Origin of the sequence: Streptomyces yaizuensis (genome assembly GCF_034961445.1) — a bacterium.
GTDB lineage: Bacteria > Actinomycetota > Actinomycetes > Streptomycetales > Streptomycetaceae > Streptomyces > Streptomyces yaizuensis.
In genome coordinates this window covers 63,924-81,737 of sequence record NZ_BSBI01000016.1, presented here as the reverse complement: position 1 = coordinate 81,737, position 17,814 = coordinate 63,924, and the positions used below count along the sequence as shown (strand labels likewise).

General features: G+C 73.8%; 13 protein-coding genes. 4 read left to right on the top strand and 9 right to left on the bottom strand.

Going from position 1 to position 17,814, the window contains the following annotated elements; all coding sequences use genetic code 11:
• Window positions 1-201: 201 nt before the first annotated feature.
• Entirely contained in the window at window positions 202-1,218 is a 1,017-nt protein-coding gene (locus tag SYYSPA8_RS31240; protein ID WP_323450775.1) for a methyltransferase, read from the top strand.
• A gap of 103 nt (window positions 1,219-1,321) precedes the next feature.
• Entirely contained in the window at window positions 1,322-1,756 is a 435-nt protein-coding gene (locus SYYSPA8_RS31235; protein WP_323450774.1) for an SgcJ/EcaC family oxidoreductase, read from the top strand.
• A gap of 146 nt (window positions 1,757-1,902) precedes the next feature.
• On the opposite strand, the gene SYYSPA8_RS31230 is transcribed toward SYYSPA8_RS31235, so the two are convergent.
• The 4 genes from SYYSPA8_RS31230 to SYYSPA8_RS31215 all read right to left on the bottom strand — a co-directional run bounded on the left by SYYSPA8_RS31230 (window position 1,903) and on the right by SYYSPA8_RS31215 (window position 6,206).
• Window positions 1,903-2,709 (bottom strand): TIGR03084 family metal-binding protein, encoded by an 807-nt coding sequence (locus tag SYYSPA8_RS31230; protein WP_323450773.1) that lies wholly within the window; start codon window positions 2,707-2,709, stop codon window positions 1,903-1,905.
• A 224-nt stretch (window positions 2,710-2,933) separates the two neighbouring features.
• The gene (locus SYYSPA8_RS31225) at window positions 2,934-3,920 is read right to left on the bottom strand and encodes a carboxymuconolactone decarboxylase family protein (protein WP_323450772.1); all 987 of its coding nucleotides are present in this window, start codon (window positions 3,918-3,920) and stop codon (window positions 2,934-2,936) included.
• 82 nt (window positions 3,921-4,002) lie between these two features.
• Window positions 4,003-5,649 carry a GMC family oxidoreductase gene (locus tag SYYSPA8_RS31220; protein WP_323450771.1) on the bottom strand — a complete coding sequence of 549 codons (1,647 nt, stop codon included), beginning with the start codon at window positions 5,647-5,649 and terminating at the stop codon, window positions 4,003-4,005.
• Window positions 5,646-6,206, bottom strand: coding sequence for a DUF5987 family protein (locus SYYSPA8_RS31215; protein ID WP_323450770.1), 561 nt, complete (start codon window positions 6,204-6,206; stop codon window positions 5,646-5,648). The genes SYYSPA8_RS31220 and SYYSPA8_RS31215 overlap by 4 nt, the downstream gene beginning before the upstream one ends.
• Window positions 6,207-6,697: 491 nt before the next feature.
• Here SYYSPA8_RS31215 and SYYSPA8_RS31210 point away from each other — a divergent pair, with 491 nt between their 5' ends.
• Together SYYSPA8_RS31210 and SYYSPA8_RS31205 are read left to right on the top strand one after the other, a co-directional pair.
• Window positions 6,698-7,531, top strand: coding sequence for a ParB/RepB/Spo0J family partition protein (locus tag SYYSPA8_RS31210; protein ID WP_323450769.1), 834 nt, complete (start codon window positions 6,698-6,700; stop codon window positions 7,529-7,531).
• Window positions 7,532-7,569: 38 nt separating this feature from the next.
• Window positions 7,570-8,337: an AraC family transcriptional regulator gene (locus SYYSPA8_RS31205; RefSeq protein ID WP_323450768.1), complete on the top strand. Its 768-nt coding sequence runs from the start codon at window positions 7,570-7,572 to the stop codon at window positions 8,335-8,337.
• A gap of 119 nt (window positions 8,338-8,456) precedes the next feature.
• Here the strand turns inward: SYYSPA8_RS31205 and SYYSPA8_RS31200 are convergent, their stop codons facing one another.
• From SYYSPA8_RS31200 to SYYSPA8_RS31180, 5 genes are read right to left on the bottom strand one after another with little or no spacing between them, the layout of a single operon-like run.
• Window positions 8,457-9,821 (bottom strand): cytochrome P450, encoded by a 1,365-nt coding sequence (locus SYYSPA8_RS31200; protein WP_323450876.1) that lies wholly within the window; start codon window positions 9,819-9,821, stop codon window positions 8,457-8,459.
• A 56-nt stretch (window positions 9,822-9,877) separates the two neighbouring features.
• On the bottom strand, window positions 9,878-10,411 hold the full coding sequence (locus SYYSPA8_RS31195) for a flavin reductase family protein (RefSeq protein WP_323450767.1): 534 nt from the start codon (window positions 10,409-10,411) through the stop codon (window positions 9,878-9,880).
• Window positions 10,408-10,866, bottom strand: coding sequence for an acyl-CoA thioesterase (locus SYYSPA8_RS31190; protein WP_323450766.1), 459 nt, complete (start codon window positions 10,864-10,866; stop codon window positions 10,408-10,410). Before SYYSPA8_RS31190 ends, SYYSPA8_RS31195 begins: the two co-directional genes overlap by 4 nt.
• A complete protein-coding gene (locus SYYSPA8_RS31185) occupies window positions 10,859-16,816 on the bottom strand; it encodes a type I polyketide synthase (RefSeq protein ID WP_323450765.1) in 5,958 nt (1,985 codons plus the stop codon). The genes SYYSPA8_RS31190 and SYYSPA8_RS31185 overlap by 8 nt, the downstream gene beginning before the upstream one ends.
• Window positions 16,813-17,811, bottom strand: coding sequence for an enediyne biosynthesis protein (locus tag SYYSPA8_RS31180; protein WP_323450764.1), 999 nt, complete (start codon window positions 17,809-17,811; stop codon window positions 16,813-16,815). Before SYYSPA8_RS31180 ends, SYYSPA8_RS31185 begins: the two co-directional genes overlap by 4 nt.
• Between the last annotated feature and the right edge of the window lie 3 nt (window positions 17,812-17,814).

Sequence of the window (17,814 nt, the reverse complement as noted above, 5' to 3'; positions counted from 1 at the left end):
CTCAAGACTTCGCTTAGCCTAACCTAACTGCTGAATTCGGCCATAAGGACCCCCTCCTTTCCGGAAAACGCCTCCGCCGACGGGGCCCCGCCACCGGCCTCCGTACGCACGGAGAACCCCGCACGGACAAACCCGCACGCACGGAGAAACCCGCGGACCGTGCGCCGCCTACGCTCGGGCGCAGGCGAAGGGAGAGCGCAGATGGCGCAGGGGACGGGAGGTCGCGCCGGGCTCAGGGCGCTGGCCGATCTGGCGACACCGATGGCCGTGCGGGTGGCGGCCACGCTCCGGGTGGCCGACCACATCGCGGCCGGGGCGCGCACCGCCGGGGAGGTGGCCGCCGCCACCGGGACGCACGCCGACGCGCTCGACCGGCTGCTGCGGCATCTCGTCACCGTCGGCCTGTTCACCCGCGACGCGTCGGGCCGCTACGCCCTGACCGGGACCGGGGAGGAACTGCGGGAGGACCACCCGGCGGGCCGGCGCAAGTGGCTGGACACCGGCGGCGCGATCGGCAGGGGCGATCTCAGCTTCGTGGACCTGGCCCACACCGTACGGACCGGTGAGCCCGCCTACCCCGTGCGGTACGGCCTGCCCTTCTGGGACGACCTGGCCGCCGACGCCGCGCTCTCCGCCTCCTTCGACGCCCTCATGGACCATCACGTCGACCGGGAGGGCGGGGACATACCGGACGCGTACGGCTGGGCCGCCCTGGGACAGGTCGTGGACGTCGGCGGGGGCACCGGGGCACTCCTCGGCCGGATCCTGACGGCACACCCGGCGCTGCGGGGCACCGTGGTCGATCTGCCGGGGCCCGCGGCGGCGGCGCGCGAGACGTTCGCCCGCCTCGGTCTGGCCGACCGGACCGAGGTGGTGACGGGCAGCTTCTTCGAGCCGCTGCCGGCGGGCGCGGGCGGCTATGTCCTCTCCGCCATCCTCCACGACTGGAACGACGAGGACGCCACCGCCATTCTGCGGCGGTGCGCGAAGGCCGCGGGCGAGCGGGGTGTCGTGCTGGTCATCGAGGCCGTCGGCGCCGACGGCGAGTCGCCGGGCACCGCGATGGACCTGCGGATGCTGGCGTACTACGGGGGCCGCGAACGCGGTCTGGGCGAGCTGGGCCGCCTGGCCGGCGCGGCGGGTCTCGCGGTGCGCGCCGTGCACCCCGTCGGCCCTCTCTCCTATCTCTCCGTCCTCGAACTCGCCCCCGTCCGCTGACACATGGGCTCACCGGGCTGCGGGGACAGCAGTTCGCGAGATGCCACGGACCGTCGCCCCGGACCAGGATGGCCGTACAGACTTTCCTGCGACATTTCATGGAATGGGAGACACGATGACCGCCGGACTCTCCGTCGCACCCACCGCCGACGACATGGCCGCCGTGGGCGGCGTACCCGAGCGCATGATGGCCGCGTGGGCCGCCAACGACGCGTCCGCCCTGGCCGGGATCTTCACCGAGGACGGGACGATGATCCTGCCCGGCGATGTGTTCAAGAAGGGCCGCGACGAGATCCGGAGCTTCATGGCGGACAACTACGCCGGCCCGTTCCGGGGCACGTCGGTGTTCGGGGCACCGCTCGACGTGCGGTTCATCGACTCGGGGACGGCCGTGCTGGTCACCCAGGGCGGTGTGCTGCTGCCCGGCGAGTCGGAGGTGGCGCCCGAGCGGGAGATCCGGGCCACCTGGATCCTCAGCAAGCGGGCGGACGGGTGGTTCATCAGCGCGTACCACAACAGCCCGGTCCGGGTGCCCTGACCCGGTCCCCTTCGCGGGGTTCCGCTCCGGCCCGTACCCCCTGGCTTCGGGGGGTACGGGTCTGCTCGCGCGCGGGCCCCCGCACGGCGAAGGCCGCCGGCACCGGGCTGCTGGAGCGCGGTGGCGGCGGCCGGTGCGGACAGACCTCAGTCCCTGTCGAGGTGGGCGAACTGGCCGGGGGCGCGGCCCGGGCCGGCCGGGCCCCGGTAGGCCTGGGCGATGCCCAGCCAGTGGTCGGCCGCCGCTCCGGTCGCGGTCAGGTCCAGGTCGTCGCGGTGCCGGCGGCGGGTGACGAGCAGGCAGAAGTCATGGGCGGGGCCCGTGATCCGGTCGGCCGCGTCCTCGGGGCCGTGGGCCCATATCGCGCCCGACGGGGCGGTCAGCTCGAACCGGAAGGGCTCGGCGGGCGGGGTCAGACCGCGTGACTGATAGCCGAAGTCCCGGGTCAGTACGGCGAATCCGACCAGGTGGCGCAGCCAGTCGGCGGGTTCCCTGCGCAGGCCGAGTGCGTCGGCGACATCCTGGCCGTGGGCGAAGGTCTCCATGATCCCGGCGCAGGCGAGCACGGCCGGCGGCAGCGGGTTGACCAGCCACGGCACCGGCCTCTCCGGCGGTACGGCGGCGAGCGCGTCGACGCACGCGGCGCGTTCGGTGCGCCAGCGGTCGAGGACCGCGCGGGGTGTGGCCAGCGGATACGCGTTCAGCGCGGCGTTCACGGCGGCGTTGAAGTCCTTCTGGGCCGCCTCGGTCATCGCCCGGAAGGCGGCCGGGTCGGACGCCGCGGTGCCCGCGAGGCGGAAGATGAACGACAGATGGGCGATCTGCTGGGTGACCGTCCAGCCGGGGGCCGGGGTGTCGAGCGCCCACTGCTCGTCGGTGAGGCCGGCGACCATGCGGTCGGTCTCGTCGGCGGCTGCCGTCAGGTCCTTGAGGACGTTCTGGAGGTCGGACATGTGCTCCCTCTTCCTTCGTGTCTTGGTCGCTTCACGTCGCATCACGTAGCTGCGCGTCGCCGCACGGGGCATCACGTCGCATCACGGCAGGGTCAGGGCCGGGGTACGCCCCGCGCGGCCGCCGGATCGGCGCCGGGTCCCAGCGTGGGACACCGGGTGGCGCGGTGTCTTCTCCCGGTGTGCTGAGCGCGGTGTGCTGAGCGTCCGGCCCCGGGGCCGTGCGGTCACCCTTCCCCTGCCAGCAGGGCGCCCGCCCTCCGGGCCGCCGCCAGGCTCGCCCAGGCGGTGATCCCGACGAGGGTCCGGTCGTCGGCGCGGACGGCCGCGATGTCCGCCGGGGTGACCCGGTAGGAGGCCAGCGCCGTCAGCAGGGCCAGCCGGGCGGCCGGGCGCGCGGCCGGGGCCAGGGCGGCCGCCGGGCCGTCCGGCCGGCCGGGGCCCAAGGGCGCGCCGTCCCAGCCGGCCAGCCGGTCGAGCACCAGCTCACGGGTCGGGCCGGGCAGGGCGCTCTCCCCCGCCGCCCCGATGGCGGCGGCGGCCCGGGCGAACGCGCCCGCGATGTGCGGACGCGGCGCGGCCCACGCCAGGTCGCCGGGGAGCGGGGCGGCGGGCAGCAGTGCCCGGGAGACGCCCGGCGCGGGGCCGCCCGGCTCCCGGGAGCGCAGGGCCCCCGCGACCACCCGCAGCATCGTGCCCCGGGCGGCGGGCGGCAGTGCCGGGGGCAGGGGTGAGCCGTCGAGGAAGACATTGACCATGCGGTTGAGGTAGTGGAACGTGACGGCCGTCCCGATGAGTTCCGGGGCCCGGTCCGGCGGGCCCGGCGGCGGACCGGTCGCGGCGCCCCCGTCCCGTACCCAGTCGGCGAGCCGCCCGGCGGGCCGCCCGCCGCCGGCGTCGGCCGCCGCTCCGTGCACCTCGGCGCAGTAGGGGCAGGAGTTGGCCTCGGAGACGGCGGTGGCGACGGTCTCCTTGGCGGCCCGGCCCACCCGGCCCTCCACGAGCAGGGTCTCGCGGAGCATCGTCCAGGCGGCGGCGAGCACCCCGGGGTGGGGCGAGTGGAGCGCGACGGGGGGCGCGAGCGCGCCGAAGTCCCGTTCCGCCTGGGCGTAGACGGCGGCCACGGTGCCCCGGGCCGCCGCCGGCCGTACCGCCGCGACATGGTGGATGCGGTCCAGGGAACCCCTCAGGACCGTACGGACGAGTGGTCTCACCGCGATCACCTCGCGTCGGCACATCGACGACGGATTTATCGGAATCTGTCCTGCCTGGGTTTGCTCCGTGGACCGCACGGGCCTACGGGGACAGCAGCGGCAGGACGGCCCGCCGGCCGCTGGTCGACCCGTCGGGGGCGGGTGCCCCGTAGGTGACGCGCACCCCGCGCCGCCGGGCGGCCGCCACGATGGCGGGGACGGACCGTTCGGCGACCGCCGCGATGGTCATCGCCGGGTTGACCGTCAGCGCGCCGGGCACGGCGGAGCCGTCGGTGACGAAGATCCCCGGGTGGCCGCGGAGTTCGTTGCGGTCGTCCAGCGCGGAGGTCGCCGGGTCGTCGCCCATCCGGCAGGACGCCAGCGGGTGGACGGTGTAGGCGCCGACGACGTCGTTGGTCCAGGGCATGACCCGGGCGAGGCCGTCGCGTTCGAGGATGTCCTTCACCTCGGCGTCGGACGCGGCCCAGCCGTGCAGGGTGTTCTCGGTGGGTACGTAGCGCAGGGCGCCGTGGCCGAGCATCTGCTGCGAGATGCGGGTGGCGTTGCCGGTGGGCGGCGGCGGGCCGAAGACCCCCTCGTTGTCGTCCTCGCTCATGGTGAAGATGGTCAGCCAGGAGTTCCAGCGTCTGAGCATCTCCTTCTTGTGCACGCCGAACCAGGTGGGCCCGTCGGTGACACCGGCCGCCTGCGCCAGGATCGTGCCGAGGCCGGGCGGGAAGTAGAGCTGTTCCAGGGAGTAGCGGGAGTACTCGGGCAGGGAGCCGTCGAGCCGGTCCCAGTTGGCGACGGTCGGCCCCCGGCCGATGTGGTTGGCCGCGTACGCCAGCCCGCCGCCCCGGGTCAGGCCCAGCACCTCGGCGACCCGGTCCTCGTCGAGGACGGCGGTGTTCAGGCGTTCGCCGTTGCCGGAGAAGTAGCGGCCGACGGCGTGCGGCATCGTGCCGAGCGCGGCCTCGCTGCGCTGGAGGATGACCGGGGTGGCGCCCGCGCCCGCCGCGAGCACGACGATCCGGGCGTCGATGGAGCCGCCCTCCCGGCGCAGGCGGTAGTCCTCGTCGTCCATGACGTCGTAGTGGACGCGGTAGCCGCCGTCGTCGGTGCGGGCGATGGACTGGACCTCGTGCAGCGGCCGGATCTCGGCGCCGTGGGCGAGGGCGGCGGGCAGATAGCTGAAGAGGAGGGAGCGTTTGGCGTCGAAGCGGCAGCCCGCCATCATCCAGTTGCAGTTGACGCACTTGTCGGTGTCGATGGCGACCGGCAGCGGGTTGGCGGTGCGCCCGGCGTGGTGGCAGGCCGCCGCCCAGAGCCCGCCCGCGTAGGTGACGTCGCTCCACTCCTGGCGGTGTACGGGCAGGGCCTCCGCGACCCGGTCGTACCAGGGGTCGAGGGTGTCCCGGCTGATCGCGGCCGGCCACATGCGCCGGCCGATGCTTCCGTGCCGTTCGAAGACGAAGCGGGGGGCGCGCGGCATGGAGGCGAAGTAGACGACGCTGCCGCCGCCGACGCAGTTGCCGCCGAGGACGCTCATGCCGTCGCCGACGGTGAAGTCGAAGACCCGGGTGTAGGAGGAGCCGAGTTTGTAGTCGTGTTCAAAGTCGTCGCCGTCGAGCCAGGGCCCGCGTTCCAGGACGGTGACCTTCGCGCCGCCCGCCGCCAGGTGGTAGGCGGTGATCGCGCCGCCGAAGCCGCTGCCGACGACCAGGACATCGGTCCGTTCCGTCGCGTTCATGCCGGGCTCCCCGAGGCCGTGGTGTCCGGATGGAGCCGGGCCAGGGGGCGGCCGTAGGAGTGCTCCCCGTACCGCCACAGGCCGTCGGGGCCGGGGGCCTCGACGCCCATGGCGGCGAGTCCGGGGTGGCCCTGGGCGATCGCCTCGGCGGTGTGCAGATGGGCCGCCGAGTCGAAGGCCATATTGCTGAACAGGGTCAGGAGCACCCAGAATTCCTTCTCGGGGTGGCCCGGCGCGGTGAGGCGCTGGACGAGTGCCGTGCGGTGGGCGAAGTCCAGGGCGACGAACGGCGGCCGGTCCTCGTCCAGGGTCAGGCCGTGTTCCTCGGCGTAGGTCCGCGCGTGCCCGTTCAGCAGGTCCGCGAGGTCGTCCAGGCCCTCGCTCAGTCCGGTCGCGTCCCACCGCAGGAGGGTGAGGGCGCCGGCGGCGACGGAGCCGCCGCCCCGGGCCGCGCCCGCTATCGCCGTGTCCCCCGGCCATCGCTTTTCACCGGGTACGACGGTATCGGCGTATGCCTCAAGGGTCGTGGTCCTGCCATTGTCCGGGACACCTTCCACAACAGGGCCTCCTGATTTGCACTATTGATTTTCAGCCGCCCATAAACTATGGATAGTGAGTTCTTTCAAGCAACTCACAGATTGCGGACCGGCACACCCAACTGCCCTGGTGGGAGCCTTGGCCGTAAGTCGGCCAGCCGGTACGCTTCTTGGAGTTCACAGCTTCGGCACGAACAGAGAGCAACTATGCACACTCTCGGCCGGTATCAGGTCGATGTGTCCTATGTCGCCTTACCTACGGGGGTTTCGCCGTGCGCAGCGCCGACCCACCCTTGCCGCCAGCAAACCAACTGTCCCCTGCTTCCCGCTCTCCCGCCGCAGGGGAATCGAAGGCCCTGACTCCCCCGCCATCGAGTCGGGTTCAGATCGTCCCGATCTCCGTACTCCTTCCCGCAGATTCACCGCGCCTGGACGGAATCGATGAAAAACACATCCAAAGGCTCACCGAGACGGAAGCGGATCTGCCCGCGATCCTTGTGCACCGGTCGACCATGCAGATCATCGACGGAATGCACCGCGTACGCGCAGCCGCCCTGAGGGGCCGGTCGTCCATCGCCGTCACCTTCTTCGAGGGCACCCGGGAGGAAGCCTTCCTCCGGGCCGTCGAGGAGAACATCGCCCACGGTCTGCCGCTCCCCCTGGCCGACCGCAAGGCCGCCGCGCTGCGCATCCTGACCGCCCGGCCGCAGCTCTCCGACCGGGCGATCGCCGCGCGTACGGGGCTGTCGGCCAAGACGGTCGCCGGCGTACGCCGGCGTTCACCCGGGGAGACTCCCCGGGTGAACACACGGATCGGGGCCGACGGGCGGCGCTACTCCCGGGACACCTCGCAGGGCAGGCTCCGCGCCTCGGAGCTGATATCCGCGCGGCCCGACGCCCCGCTGCGGCAGATCGCCCGGGACGCCGGCGTCTCCCTGGGCACCGCCCACGATGTCCGCGTGCGGGTGCTCCGGGGCGAGTCCCCCGTACCCGACCTGGATGTACGCCGTACCACCGCACCGCCGACGCGGGCCTCGCCCGCACACCGCCCGACCCCGGCCGCCCACCGGCGCCGCCCCGCGGCAGGCTCCCCCTGCCGCGGCGACGCCCAGGGCCGCCTCGCCGTGCTGCGCTCCCTCACCCGGGACCCGTCACTGCGCGGCACCGAGTCGGGCCGCGAACTGCTGCGCTGGCTGCACACCCAGGCCGTCCTGGACGGCGACTGGCACACGAGGGTCAGTTCGGTACCCGCGCACTGCGCGGACGCCGTCGCCGAACTGGCCCGCAGCTGCTCCGACCTCTGGCAGCGGATCGCGGACGAGCTGGAGCAGTCCAGCGCACGTTGAGCACACAGGGAGACCGTGCCACCACACCTGGAGGGTTCATGGAAACCACTGTCGAGCGAGCCGTCACACGTGTCATCAGCAGCATGCACGAAAATCTCGGACAAGAACTCACCATTGACGACATGGCCGAGACCGCGATGTACAGCAAGTTCCATTTCACCCGAATATTCAAGGGCATGACCGGAACGACGCCCGGCCGCTTTCTCTCCGCACTCCGGCTCCAGGAGGCCAAGCGGCTCCTGGTGACCACCGAACTGAATATCACCGATATCAGCAACCTCGTTGGATATCAGAGCGTCGGCACCTTCAGTTCACGTTTCAAGAGTTCCGTCGGCATGGCGCCGACGACCTATCGCCAGTTGGGTGGGTTTGCGGAAGTGATTCACACCGACCATCGCCGGCCCACGAACAGGTCCAGGCCACTGGCGATACAGGGGACCGTCTTTCCCCCGCTGGAAGGCGGAGCCGGTTTTGTCTTCATCGGACTGTTTCCCGACTGTATTCCGCAGGGCCAACCTGTACGGTGCACGGTCCTTGACCGGCCGGGTGACTACATCCTGGAGGACGTACCCGAGGGGACCTGGCATGTGCTGACGCAATCGGTTCCCTACGGGATGGAGGAGCACGACGGCATCGGCAAGGACGCGGCGCCGTCCATCGGCTCGTACGGGCCGGTCACGGTCAGCGCCGACACCCTGCTGAAACCCGCCCATATCCAGCTGCGCTCGATGCGGGCGCTCGATCCGCCGGTGCTGCTGGCGCTGCTGGACATGCGGATGACGGCGCTGGCGGCCGTCGCGGTCTGAAACGGGCCGGGAGGCGGGGGGTCCACCCCCCGCCTCCCGGCCCGTTCCGTGTGCCCGTGTCCCTGTCGGGCCCGTGCCCCCGTAGGGCCCCTGCCGGCCGGGGGCGGGCCCACCCGGGCTCACCCCGCCGCCGTCCGGACCTCCACCGGCAGTCCGCCCCTGACCCGCAGGGAGAGCATCGGCTCGGGCACCACCCGGTGCCCCGGCGGCGTACGCAGGGTGAACTCCCGGATCACCATCGCCGTCACGAACACCGCCTCCATCGTCCCGAGGTTGCTGCCGACGCAGAACCGGGGCCCGGCCCCGAAGGGCAGATAGGCGTACCTCGGCCGGTCCCCCTTGGCGTCCGGGGCGAACCGCTCCGGGTCGAAGCGCTCGGGGTCCGCCCAGAACCGCGGATGGCGGTGGAGCGTGTACGGGCAGACCAGGACGTCCGACCCGGCCGGCACGTGGTAGCCGCCCACCTCGTCGGGGCCCTGCGCCCGGCGGGTGAGGATCCACACCGGCGGATAGAGCCGCATCGCCTCCTGCACCACCATCGTGGTGTACGGCAGCCGCGGCAGGTCCTCGTACCGGGGAGCGCGGTCGCCCAGCGCGGCGACGGCCTCCGCGCGCACCTGTCCGGCGGCCTCCGGGTGCCGGTCGAGGAGGTGGAAGGTCCAGCCGAGGGTGCTCGCGGTGGTCTCGTGCCCGGCGAGCAGCAGGGTCACCACCTCGTCCCGCAGCCGCTGCCGTCCGACGCGGGGGTCGCTCTCCCGCCGGGTGGAGTCGATCAGCCGGGTGAGCACGTCCTCCCCGCCGTCGTCGTCGTTGTTGTTCCCACCGGCCTGGGCCCGGCCCGCCACCAGCCGCTCGACGACGTGTTCCAGCTCCGCGCGGGCCCGGTGGAAGCGCCGCTGCTGGGGCAGCGGCGCCCACAGCGGCACCATGCCCTGCGTCACCATCTCGAACATCGCCTGGTCCTGGACCGCTTCGAAGGCGTGCCCCACCGACCCGTGCGCGGACAGGTCCGTGTCCAGCAGGGTCCTGCCGAGTACGCCGAGGGTGAGCCCGGTCAGTTCCTCGGTGAGGTCCACGGCGCCCCGGCCCGCGTGGGCGCGCAGCCGGGCCACCAGCTTCGTCCCCTCGTCGGCGACGACCTCGGCCTGGGCGGCGAGCCGCCCGTGCCGGAACGCGGGCCGCACCGTGCGGCGCTGGGTGCGCCACAGGTCGCCCTCGCTGGTCAGCAGCCCGTCGCCGAGGGCGCGCCGGGCCTCGGTGAGGCCGATGCCCTTGTGGTAGTTGGCGCTGTTGTCGGCGAGGACGTGCTTGGCGTGCTCGGGGTCGTTGAAGATGTAGAGGGTACGGGGGCCCAGCGCCACGCGGACGGCGTCGCCGAGCGCGGCGGCCTCGGTCATCAGGGCGAGCCGGTCGGTGACCAGCTTCCGTACGAGTCCGGGCAGTTCACGGCGGCGCGGGCCGGGCGGGGTACGGCCCCGCGGCATACGGGGACTCCTCGTACCGCCCGGCCGGTGGTCGCCGCCCGCCGCCGGTGCCGCGCTCATGCCGCCACCTCCTCGTGGTCCGGGGCCAGCAGCCGGAACCGGCCCCCGGCGAAGAGCAGCGCCTCGCTCCCGGGGCCGCGGCGCATCGCGAGCACCCGCCCCAGGAAGACGGTGTGGTCGCCGCCGTCGTACCCCCGCCAGGCCGCGCACTCCAGCTGGGCCAGGGCGCCGTCGATGAGCGGCGCCCCGGTGGCGGGCCCCGGGCTCCAGCCGACCGTCTCGAACTGTCCCGCGCCCAGCGGCCGGGAGCGGTCGGCGAAGTGCCGGGCCACGGGCTGCTGTCCGGCGGCGAGGATCGACACGCCGAAGTGTGCCGCCGTCGACAGGACCCGGTGCATGACCGCGTCCCGGCCGACGCAGACGAGGACCAGCGGCGGGTCCAGCGAGACGGCGGTGAACGAGTTGGCGGTCATGCCGTGCGGGGTGGGTCCGCCGGCGGTGACGACGGTGACCCCGGTGGCGAAGGCGCCGAAGGTCCGGCGCAGCTGCCGGGGGTCGGTGACGTCCCCCGGCGCGGCGGCCTCGCTCATGCCGTCCTCCCCAGATGGGGCACGGTGGTCCGGGCGTACGGCGCCAGCGCGGTGATCAGGGCCTCGGGGACCAGCGAGGGGACGGTGGCGGTGTTGGGGCCGCGCATGCAGGCGACCCGCTGGCGGCCGCGCGCGATCAGGGTCTCGTCGCCGTCCGGGTCGAGCCGGACGTAGTCGAAGGTGAACTCCAGCTGGGTCTGGGCGAGATCGGCGAGCCGCATCCTGATGGACAGCTCGTCGAACGCGGTGATCTCGGCGAAGAACTCGCAGTCGACCTTGAGGGTGAAGAGCTTGAGGTCGGCCCGGATGTCGGCGAGGACGTCGGGGGCGCGCAGCTTGAGGAACATCTCGCGGCACCGGCCCTGCCAGCGCAGGTAGTTCACGTAGTAGACGTTGCCGACGATGTTGGTCTCCTCGAAGCCGACGGTGTGCCGGTGCTCGAAGTAGTCAGGCATGGGAGCGCCCCTCGGTGAGGATGGTCAGGACGGTGGGGACGGCGGGGGTGCCGACGGAGGTGGCGAGGGTCGCGATCCGCAGGCCGCCGGAGGTGAGGACGGCCCACCCGTCGCGCGGCCCGGGGGCCAGGGCGAGGGGCGCTGCCGCCGTGAGCCCGGCCTTCTGGAGGCATTCGAGGGCGGTCCACACCCGGGTCGCCGCCGTGTCCGGCGTATCCCCGGTCTCGCGGGCGATGAGCCGGGCGAGGGGGGCGTGGTCGCCGAGGAGGGCGTCCCAGTCGGCGGCGGGGCGGGCGGTGACGGTCTCGGCGTCGCAGGCGACCGTGGTGGCGGTCGGGGCCTCGGTGGCAGGGGTGCCGGCGGGGTCGGCCACGGCGCAGAGGGTGAAGTCGCCGCAGTGGGAGGCGGAGAGCATGCCCGCGGTGTCCGGTTCGGGGCGGCCGTCGGGCCGGTAGCGGATGGTCACGGGCCGGCCCAGGGCCCGCTGCGCGGCGGCGGCCGTCCGGGCCCTGCGGTCCCCGTCCCCGCCACCGTTGCCGCCACCGTCGCCGTCCGGTTCGACGGCGACGGCGACCCGGGTGCCGGTCAGCTCCTCCACGGTGCGTTCCAGGTAGGGGCCGAGCAGCGGGACCGCCGGCCAGGGGCCCCGGCCGTCGCCCTTGCGGACCGCGCGCAGGCGCAGGCCCTCCCAGCGTTCGACGACTTCGCCGTCCCCGGTGCGGACGGCGATGTCGTACGTGTACGTGTCGCCGTCGCGGTGGCGTTCGGTGGCGGTGTAGCGCAACTCTCCGGCGGCGGACTTGTCGCCGCAGGGGTGGATGCGGTCGATGGCCTGGGGCAGCAGGGTGGCGTGCGGGACGCAGACCTGGTTGCCGTGCATGAGGGCGTCGCGCATGCCCGGGTCGCCCAGGAGCAGGTCCCCGGGGAGGAATCCGGCGAACCAGCTGTCGGTCTGGGAGGTGGCGACGACCGCGTCCACGTGCCGGGCGGCGGCCCGATGGTAGTGGCGCAGCCTTCGGAAGCGTCCGCCCTGGAAGAGGATGCCGCCGTAGAGGTCGTCCAGGGGGGTGAGCGGTACGGCGGGCAGGGAGTGGTGGACCTGTTCGGGTGCCCCCTGGGGGACGGGGGTGGCGCCGAAGCGGAAGCGGGCCCGGAAGTGTTCGGCGGCGAAGCCGGTCTCCTCGCTGTGGATGACCGCGTCCACGGTGTCGGGGCCGGTGACGACGGTGGCGATCCGGATGGTGGTACTGCCGCCGGGCGGGACGATGACGGGCCGGGGGAAGGCGGCGTCCTCGATCACGGGGACCGTGGTGCGGCCGGTGCAGGCGGCGGCGACCTGCGCCATCGCCTCCATGCCGATGACGGCGGGGAAGAGGAGGTTGCCGTCGAGGTGGTGGTCGGCGAGATAGGGGTCGGTGCCCGCGCTCAGCTCGGCCTCGGTGACCAGTTCGACGCCGTGGTAGCGGACGAGGGGCTTGTCGGCGAACCGCAGCAGGGGCAGCGGCGGCTGGTCGCGGCGTACGGTGCCGATGCCCTCCGTACGGCCGCTGATGACGGTGACGGTGGGGGTGTCGGGGTCGGCGAGGAGGCGGCGCAGCAGGGCGACGCCCTGGTCGGGGGTGAGGGGGGTGACTCCGTCGCGGGTCAGGGACTCCACGACGGAGAGCCGTTCGCCCATGCCGACGCCGGACCAGACGGACCACTCCAGGCAGAGGGCGCGGCAGCCGGGGTGGTCGCGGGCGATCTCCTCGGTGAGGTCGGCGAGCCAGTCGTTGGCGAGGGCGTAGTGGGCCTCGCCGCGCAGTCCGGCGCGGCCGATGATGCTGCCGAAGGTGACGAGGAGGCGGAGTGCGCCGGGGTCGACGGCGTCGAGCACGGTCCGCAGCCCGTCGATCTTGGGGGCGAAGGTGCGGCGGACGGTGTCGCGGTCGAGGGCGGCGAGGGCGGCGGGCTCGTTGCGTCCGGCGCCGTGCAGGACGGCGGTGACGGGTCCGAGGCCGGCGGTGAGGCGGTCCACGGCGGCGCGGACGGCACCGGGGTCGGTGACGTCGGCGCGCGCGTAGCGGACGGTGACGCCGCTGTCGGCCATGCGGCGCAGGTTGGCGGCGAGTTCCTCGTCGGCGGCGGGGTCGGAGCGGCCGAGGACGGCGAGGGCGGCGCCGCTGTCGCGGGCCACGGCGAGGGCGCACTCGGCGGTGATGCCCTTGCCGCCGCCGGTGACCAGGAGGACGTCGCCGGCGCCCAGGGGCTGTTCGGTACGGGCCGGGGCGATGGGCAGGGGCCGCAGGGTGGGGACCGTGCGGGTGCCGGTGGCGTCGTGGTGGATCCCGCCGAGGTGGGCCCCGTCGACGTGGCCCTCGCTGAAGTGGGCCCCGCTGAAGTGGACCTCGCTGAAGCGGCTGGTGGCGGCCACCTCTTCGGTCACCTCGGCGGCGATCCGGTCCACGGCGTCGGCAGAAATACCGGCAGAGGTGTCGGCAGAGATGTTGGCAGAGATGTCGGCGGGCAGCCGGACGACGGTGGTCCGCAGCCGGGGGTCCTCCAGGTGCAGCGTCTTGGCGAGGGCGGTCGCGCCCTTGTCGTGCTGGACGAGGGCGAAGCGCCGGGCGGCGGGGTCGGTGAGGGCCCGCCGGGCGGCCGCCAGGGCGGGTCCGAGGTCCTCCTCGGTGCTGCCGGGCGGCAGGCAGAGCAGGACCCCGGGGCCGACGGAGGCGTTCTCCAGCCGCTGGCGAATCGTTTCCGCGAACGGGTGTCCCGCGGGGGCGAACACCTCCCAGGGGCCGTTGTCCTCGGGCGCGGACCGGGCGGGCCGGGGCAGTTCGTCCAGGTCCACGGCGAAGGCGCGGGCCCAGGCGGCGGCCCCGGCGACGGCGGGTCCGGCGGCCGGGTCCTCGAAGTGCCCGGTGTCGGCGGTCTCCTGGAGGGCCTGTCCGAGTTCGCCGATGGTGGCGGTGGCGAAGTTGAGCGGGGCGGCGGACGGGGGCAGCCCGAGGAGCTGGGCGGCCTGCCCGACGAGCTGGCCGACGGTGATGGAGCTGAGGTGGAGGTCGTCCAGGAGCCGGGTGCCGGGGCCGACGGTGTCCGGGGGCAGCTCGGCGCGTTCGGCGACGAGGCGGCGCAGCAGGTCGACGGCGCTCTCCGGCACCGCCTCCCGGGGCGTCTCCTCGGCCGGCGCCGGCGAGGTGGCCGTGACGGTGGCCGGCGCCGTGGCCCGTACGTCCACGAGCGGCGCGGACTCGGCGGGGCTGGCGAAGAAGCGGAAGTCGCCGGCCAGGTCCAGCGGGCGGACGAGCCGGTCCCGGAAGAGCCGGGCGTGGTCCAGCGGCGCCCCCAGGACGTACGCGGCACCGGCGATGTGCAGCAGCCCGTGCAGGGACTCGTCGTCGGTGTCGAGGGCGAGCGCGGGTACGTCGGTGACGGCGGCGGCGAGGCCGCTGAGCACCCGGCCGGGGCCGACCTCGATCAGCAGGTCCAGCTCCTGGGCGGCCCGTGCCACGGCCGGGGCGAAGAGGACCGGTTCGGTGATCTGCCGGCGCAGCAGCCGGGGGATATCGGTGCCGGCGGCGAGGTCGTCGCCGGTGACGGTGGACACGACCCGGCGGGCGATGGGCCGGAAGTCGAGTTCCACCAGGCAGGCGCCGACCTCCTGGGCGGCCCGTGCCACCAGCGGCGAGTGGAAGGCGTGCGACACGGCCAGCCGGGTCGCGGCGATCCCGGCGGCGCGGGCGCGGTCCTCCAGCGCGGTGACGGCGTCGACGGTTCCGGCGAGGACGGTCCGCTCGGGGGCGTTGTGCCCGGCGACGGCGACGGGCAGCCCGTCGGCGAGGGCGCGGGCCCGTTCCGGGGTGGCGGCGAGGGAGACCATGGTGCCGGCGACGCCGTACTCGGACATCGTCCGCCCGCGCATCCGGGCGACCTCGATCAGGAGGTCCTGGTCGAGCGCCCCGGCCCAGGCGAGGGCGGAGATCTCGCCGAGGCTGTGTCCGACGGCGACGGTGGCGTCCAGGCCGAGGGCTTGCAGGGCCCGCAGTCCGGCCATCGAGCCGGTGACGATCCGGGGCTGGGCGACCTCGGTGGCGACCGTGTCGGTGCCGGTGGGCAGCGCGGCGGAGGTGTAGACCTCCTCGGCCTCGGACATCCGGCGGGCGAGGGCGCCCCCGCTGGTGCCGCGCCCGGAGCCCTGCCCGGGGAAGAGGTAGCCGATCCGGGCGGGGCCGCCCGCCCGGCCGAGGAAGGCGCGGCCGTCGGCGGCGAGGTGCCGGGTGCGGCCCGCGTCGAGTTCGGCGACGAGGGCGGTCAGGCGCCGTTCGGCCTCGTCGGGCGAGGAGACGACGGCCGCCGCGCGGTGGGGGGCGTCGCGCAGGTCCCGCTGGAGGGTGGCGGCGAGGTCGCCGAGTTCGGCGTAGGAGATCTTCGGTACGAGTCCGGCCAGGTGGGCCAGGCGTTCGCGCAGGGCCTCGGGGGTGTCGCCGTCGACGAGGAGGAGTTCGGCGTCCTGGACGGCGGGGGCCGGCGCCTGCCCGGGGCGGGCGGCCGTGCGGCCGCGGCCCGTGGTCCGGCCGGCGGGCTGGTCGAGGACGACATGGGTGTTGATGCCGCCGAAGCCCATGGCGGTGATCCCGGCGCGGACGGGCGTGTCCTGCGGCCATGCCTCGGCCCGGCGCAGGACGCGCAGGGCGGGCGCGTCGCCGCCGAGCAGGGGGTGCGGGTCGTGGCAGCCGACGGCCGGGGGCAGGGTCTCGGCGTCGACGGCGAGGGCGGCCTTGATGAGTCCGGCGACCCCGGCGGCGGCCTTGGTGTGCCCGATGATGGCCTTGACGGAGCTGATGGCGGCGGGGCGGGCGCGGGGGTCGGCGTCGGCGCGGGCCTGGGAGAGGGCGCCGAGTTCGGTGGTGTCGCCGACCTCGGTGCCGGTGCCGTGGCCCTCGAACAGGCCGACGGTCTCGATGCCGAACCCGGCGCGGTCGTACGCGCGGCGCAGGGCCAGCCGGTAGCCGTGGGCCTCGGGGCGGGTGATGCCGCCCTGTCCGTCGGAGGAGATGCCCCAGCCGGCGATGGTGGCGTAGACGCGGTGTCCCGCCGCGAGCGCGTCGCCCTCGCGCATCAGGACCACCATGCCGCAGCCCTCGCCGGGCCAGAAGCCGTTGGCGTGCCGGTCGTAGACCCGCATCTCGTGGGTGGCGAGGGCGCCGGTCTTGGCGAAGCCGACGATCTCGAACGGGTCGATGGAGAGGTCGACGCCGCCGGTGACGGCGACGTCGATGTCGCCGTCGAGGAGGGAGCGGGCGGCCTGGGTGACGGAGAGCAGCGAGGAGGAGCAGGCGCCGTCCACGGTGTATCCGCCGCCGCCGAGGTCGAAGTGGTTGCAGACGCGTCCCGCGATGGTGTTGGACAGGCCGCCGGCGAGGGTGTCCTCGTTGACCGGCGGGAAGGGGCTCTTGTACGCGGTCTCCAGCGACGCGAGCAGGTCCGCGAGGCGGTCGTCGTCGAAGGAGTGCTCCCGCAGCGCGGCGGCGACCACCCGGCGGACGTAGGGCCAGCGCAGCCGCATGGTGTTGGCGCGGGTGAACTCGCCGGTGAGGGTGTTGCCGACGATGACGGCGGTCCGTTCCCTGGGCAGTCCCTCGCCGCCGGGGAAGCCCGCGTCGGCGAGCGCGCGGCCCGCGGTGTCGAGGGCGAGCCAGTGGGTGAGGTCGGTGGAGCGGTAGGTACTGCCGGCGATCTTGTGGCCGATCCGGTCGAACTCGTACCCCTCGATGACGGCGGCGGTACGGGCGTAGAAGCGGTCGGGGACGCCCGGGTCGGGGTCCCAGTAGTCCGCGAGGTTCATCCGGACGTCGGGCAGCCGGCGGAAGGCACGCCGCCCGGCGAGGGAGTTCTCCCACAGGTCGCGGGGGGTGTCGGCGTCGGGATAGCGGCAGGCCATCCCGACGATGGCGATTCGGTTCATCGGGCGGCCACCGCATTCTTGTCCGGTCCGGGGGTCGCGACGCGCGGCCCGGGGGCCGGCCGCGACGGCCGGTCCTTCGTCTTCGGGGGCTCCGCCGTGGTGGGGCGGCGCTGGTCGGAGAGGTGCAGCCACCAGTGGTAGCCGCCCCGGATCAGGCAGACGGCGGCGGTGGCGAAGAAGATGCCGTACGCGATGCCCACGGCGGTGAGGACCCCGTACATCGCGGCCACGCCGCCGCCGAAGGCGACCTGGGCGACGGGCAGGGAGGGGGTGGTCCCGGGGTCGGTGATCATGTAGTTGGTGAAGAGGACGAAGGCGACGCCGGTCATCATGGCGAGCGCGCCGGGGATCGAGGTGCCGAAGAGGAGTCCGCGGACGATCGCCTGGAGGGCGAAGCCGATCACCCAGGCGCCGATCAACCACATCCGGCCGGTGAGCTTGGCGTTCAGCATGGTGCCCAGGACGATGATCGCCACGGGGATGATCCAGTCGATGGGCCCGTCGACGTACTCGGTGAAGTGGTACGGCGGCGCGATGCTCGCCCAGGGGAAGAGCAGCAGGATCACGGCGATGCCGAAGTTGGACGGGTTCATGTAGTGGCGGAGCCGGCCCCGGACCGGGGCGCGCAGGACCCACTTGGTGCCGACGGCGACGATGACGCCGAAGACCATCACCCACACCCGGTCGTTGACATAGGTGAGCATGTTCAGCGCGAGGCCGGTGATATGGGCGGGGAGGAGGAATTCGATGAGGCCGCGCGGTCCGGCGCCACGGAAGCGCGGGGGCCGGTTCTCCACCCGGGCGGCGACCAGCTCCAGGCCGATCTCGGTGGTGTAGGCGGTGGCGAGCGCGATGAAGGGCCAGGTCCAGGGCTGTTCGAAGCCGAGGACCGTGTAGCCGAGGATGTTGAAGACGCTCATCGAGATCGCGAACCGGCGCAGCGCCGTGACGACCTTCGGATCGTGGCGCGGTACGGCGGTGGCCTGTCCGGTCATGTC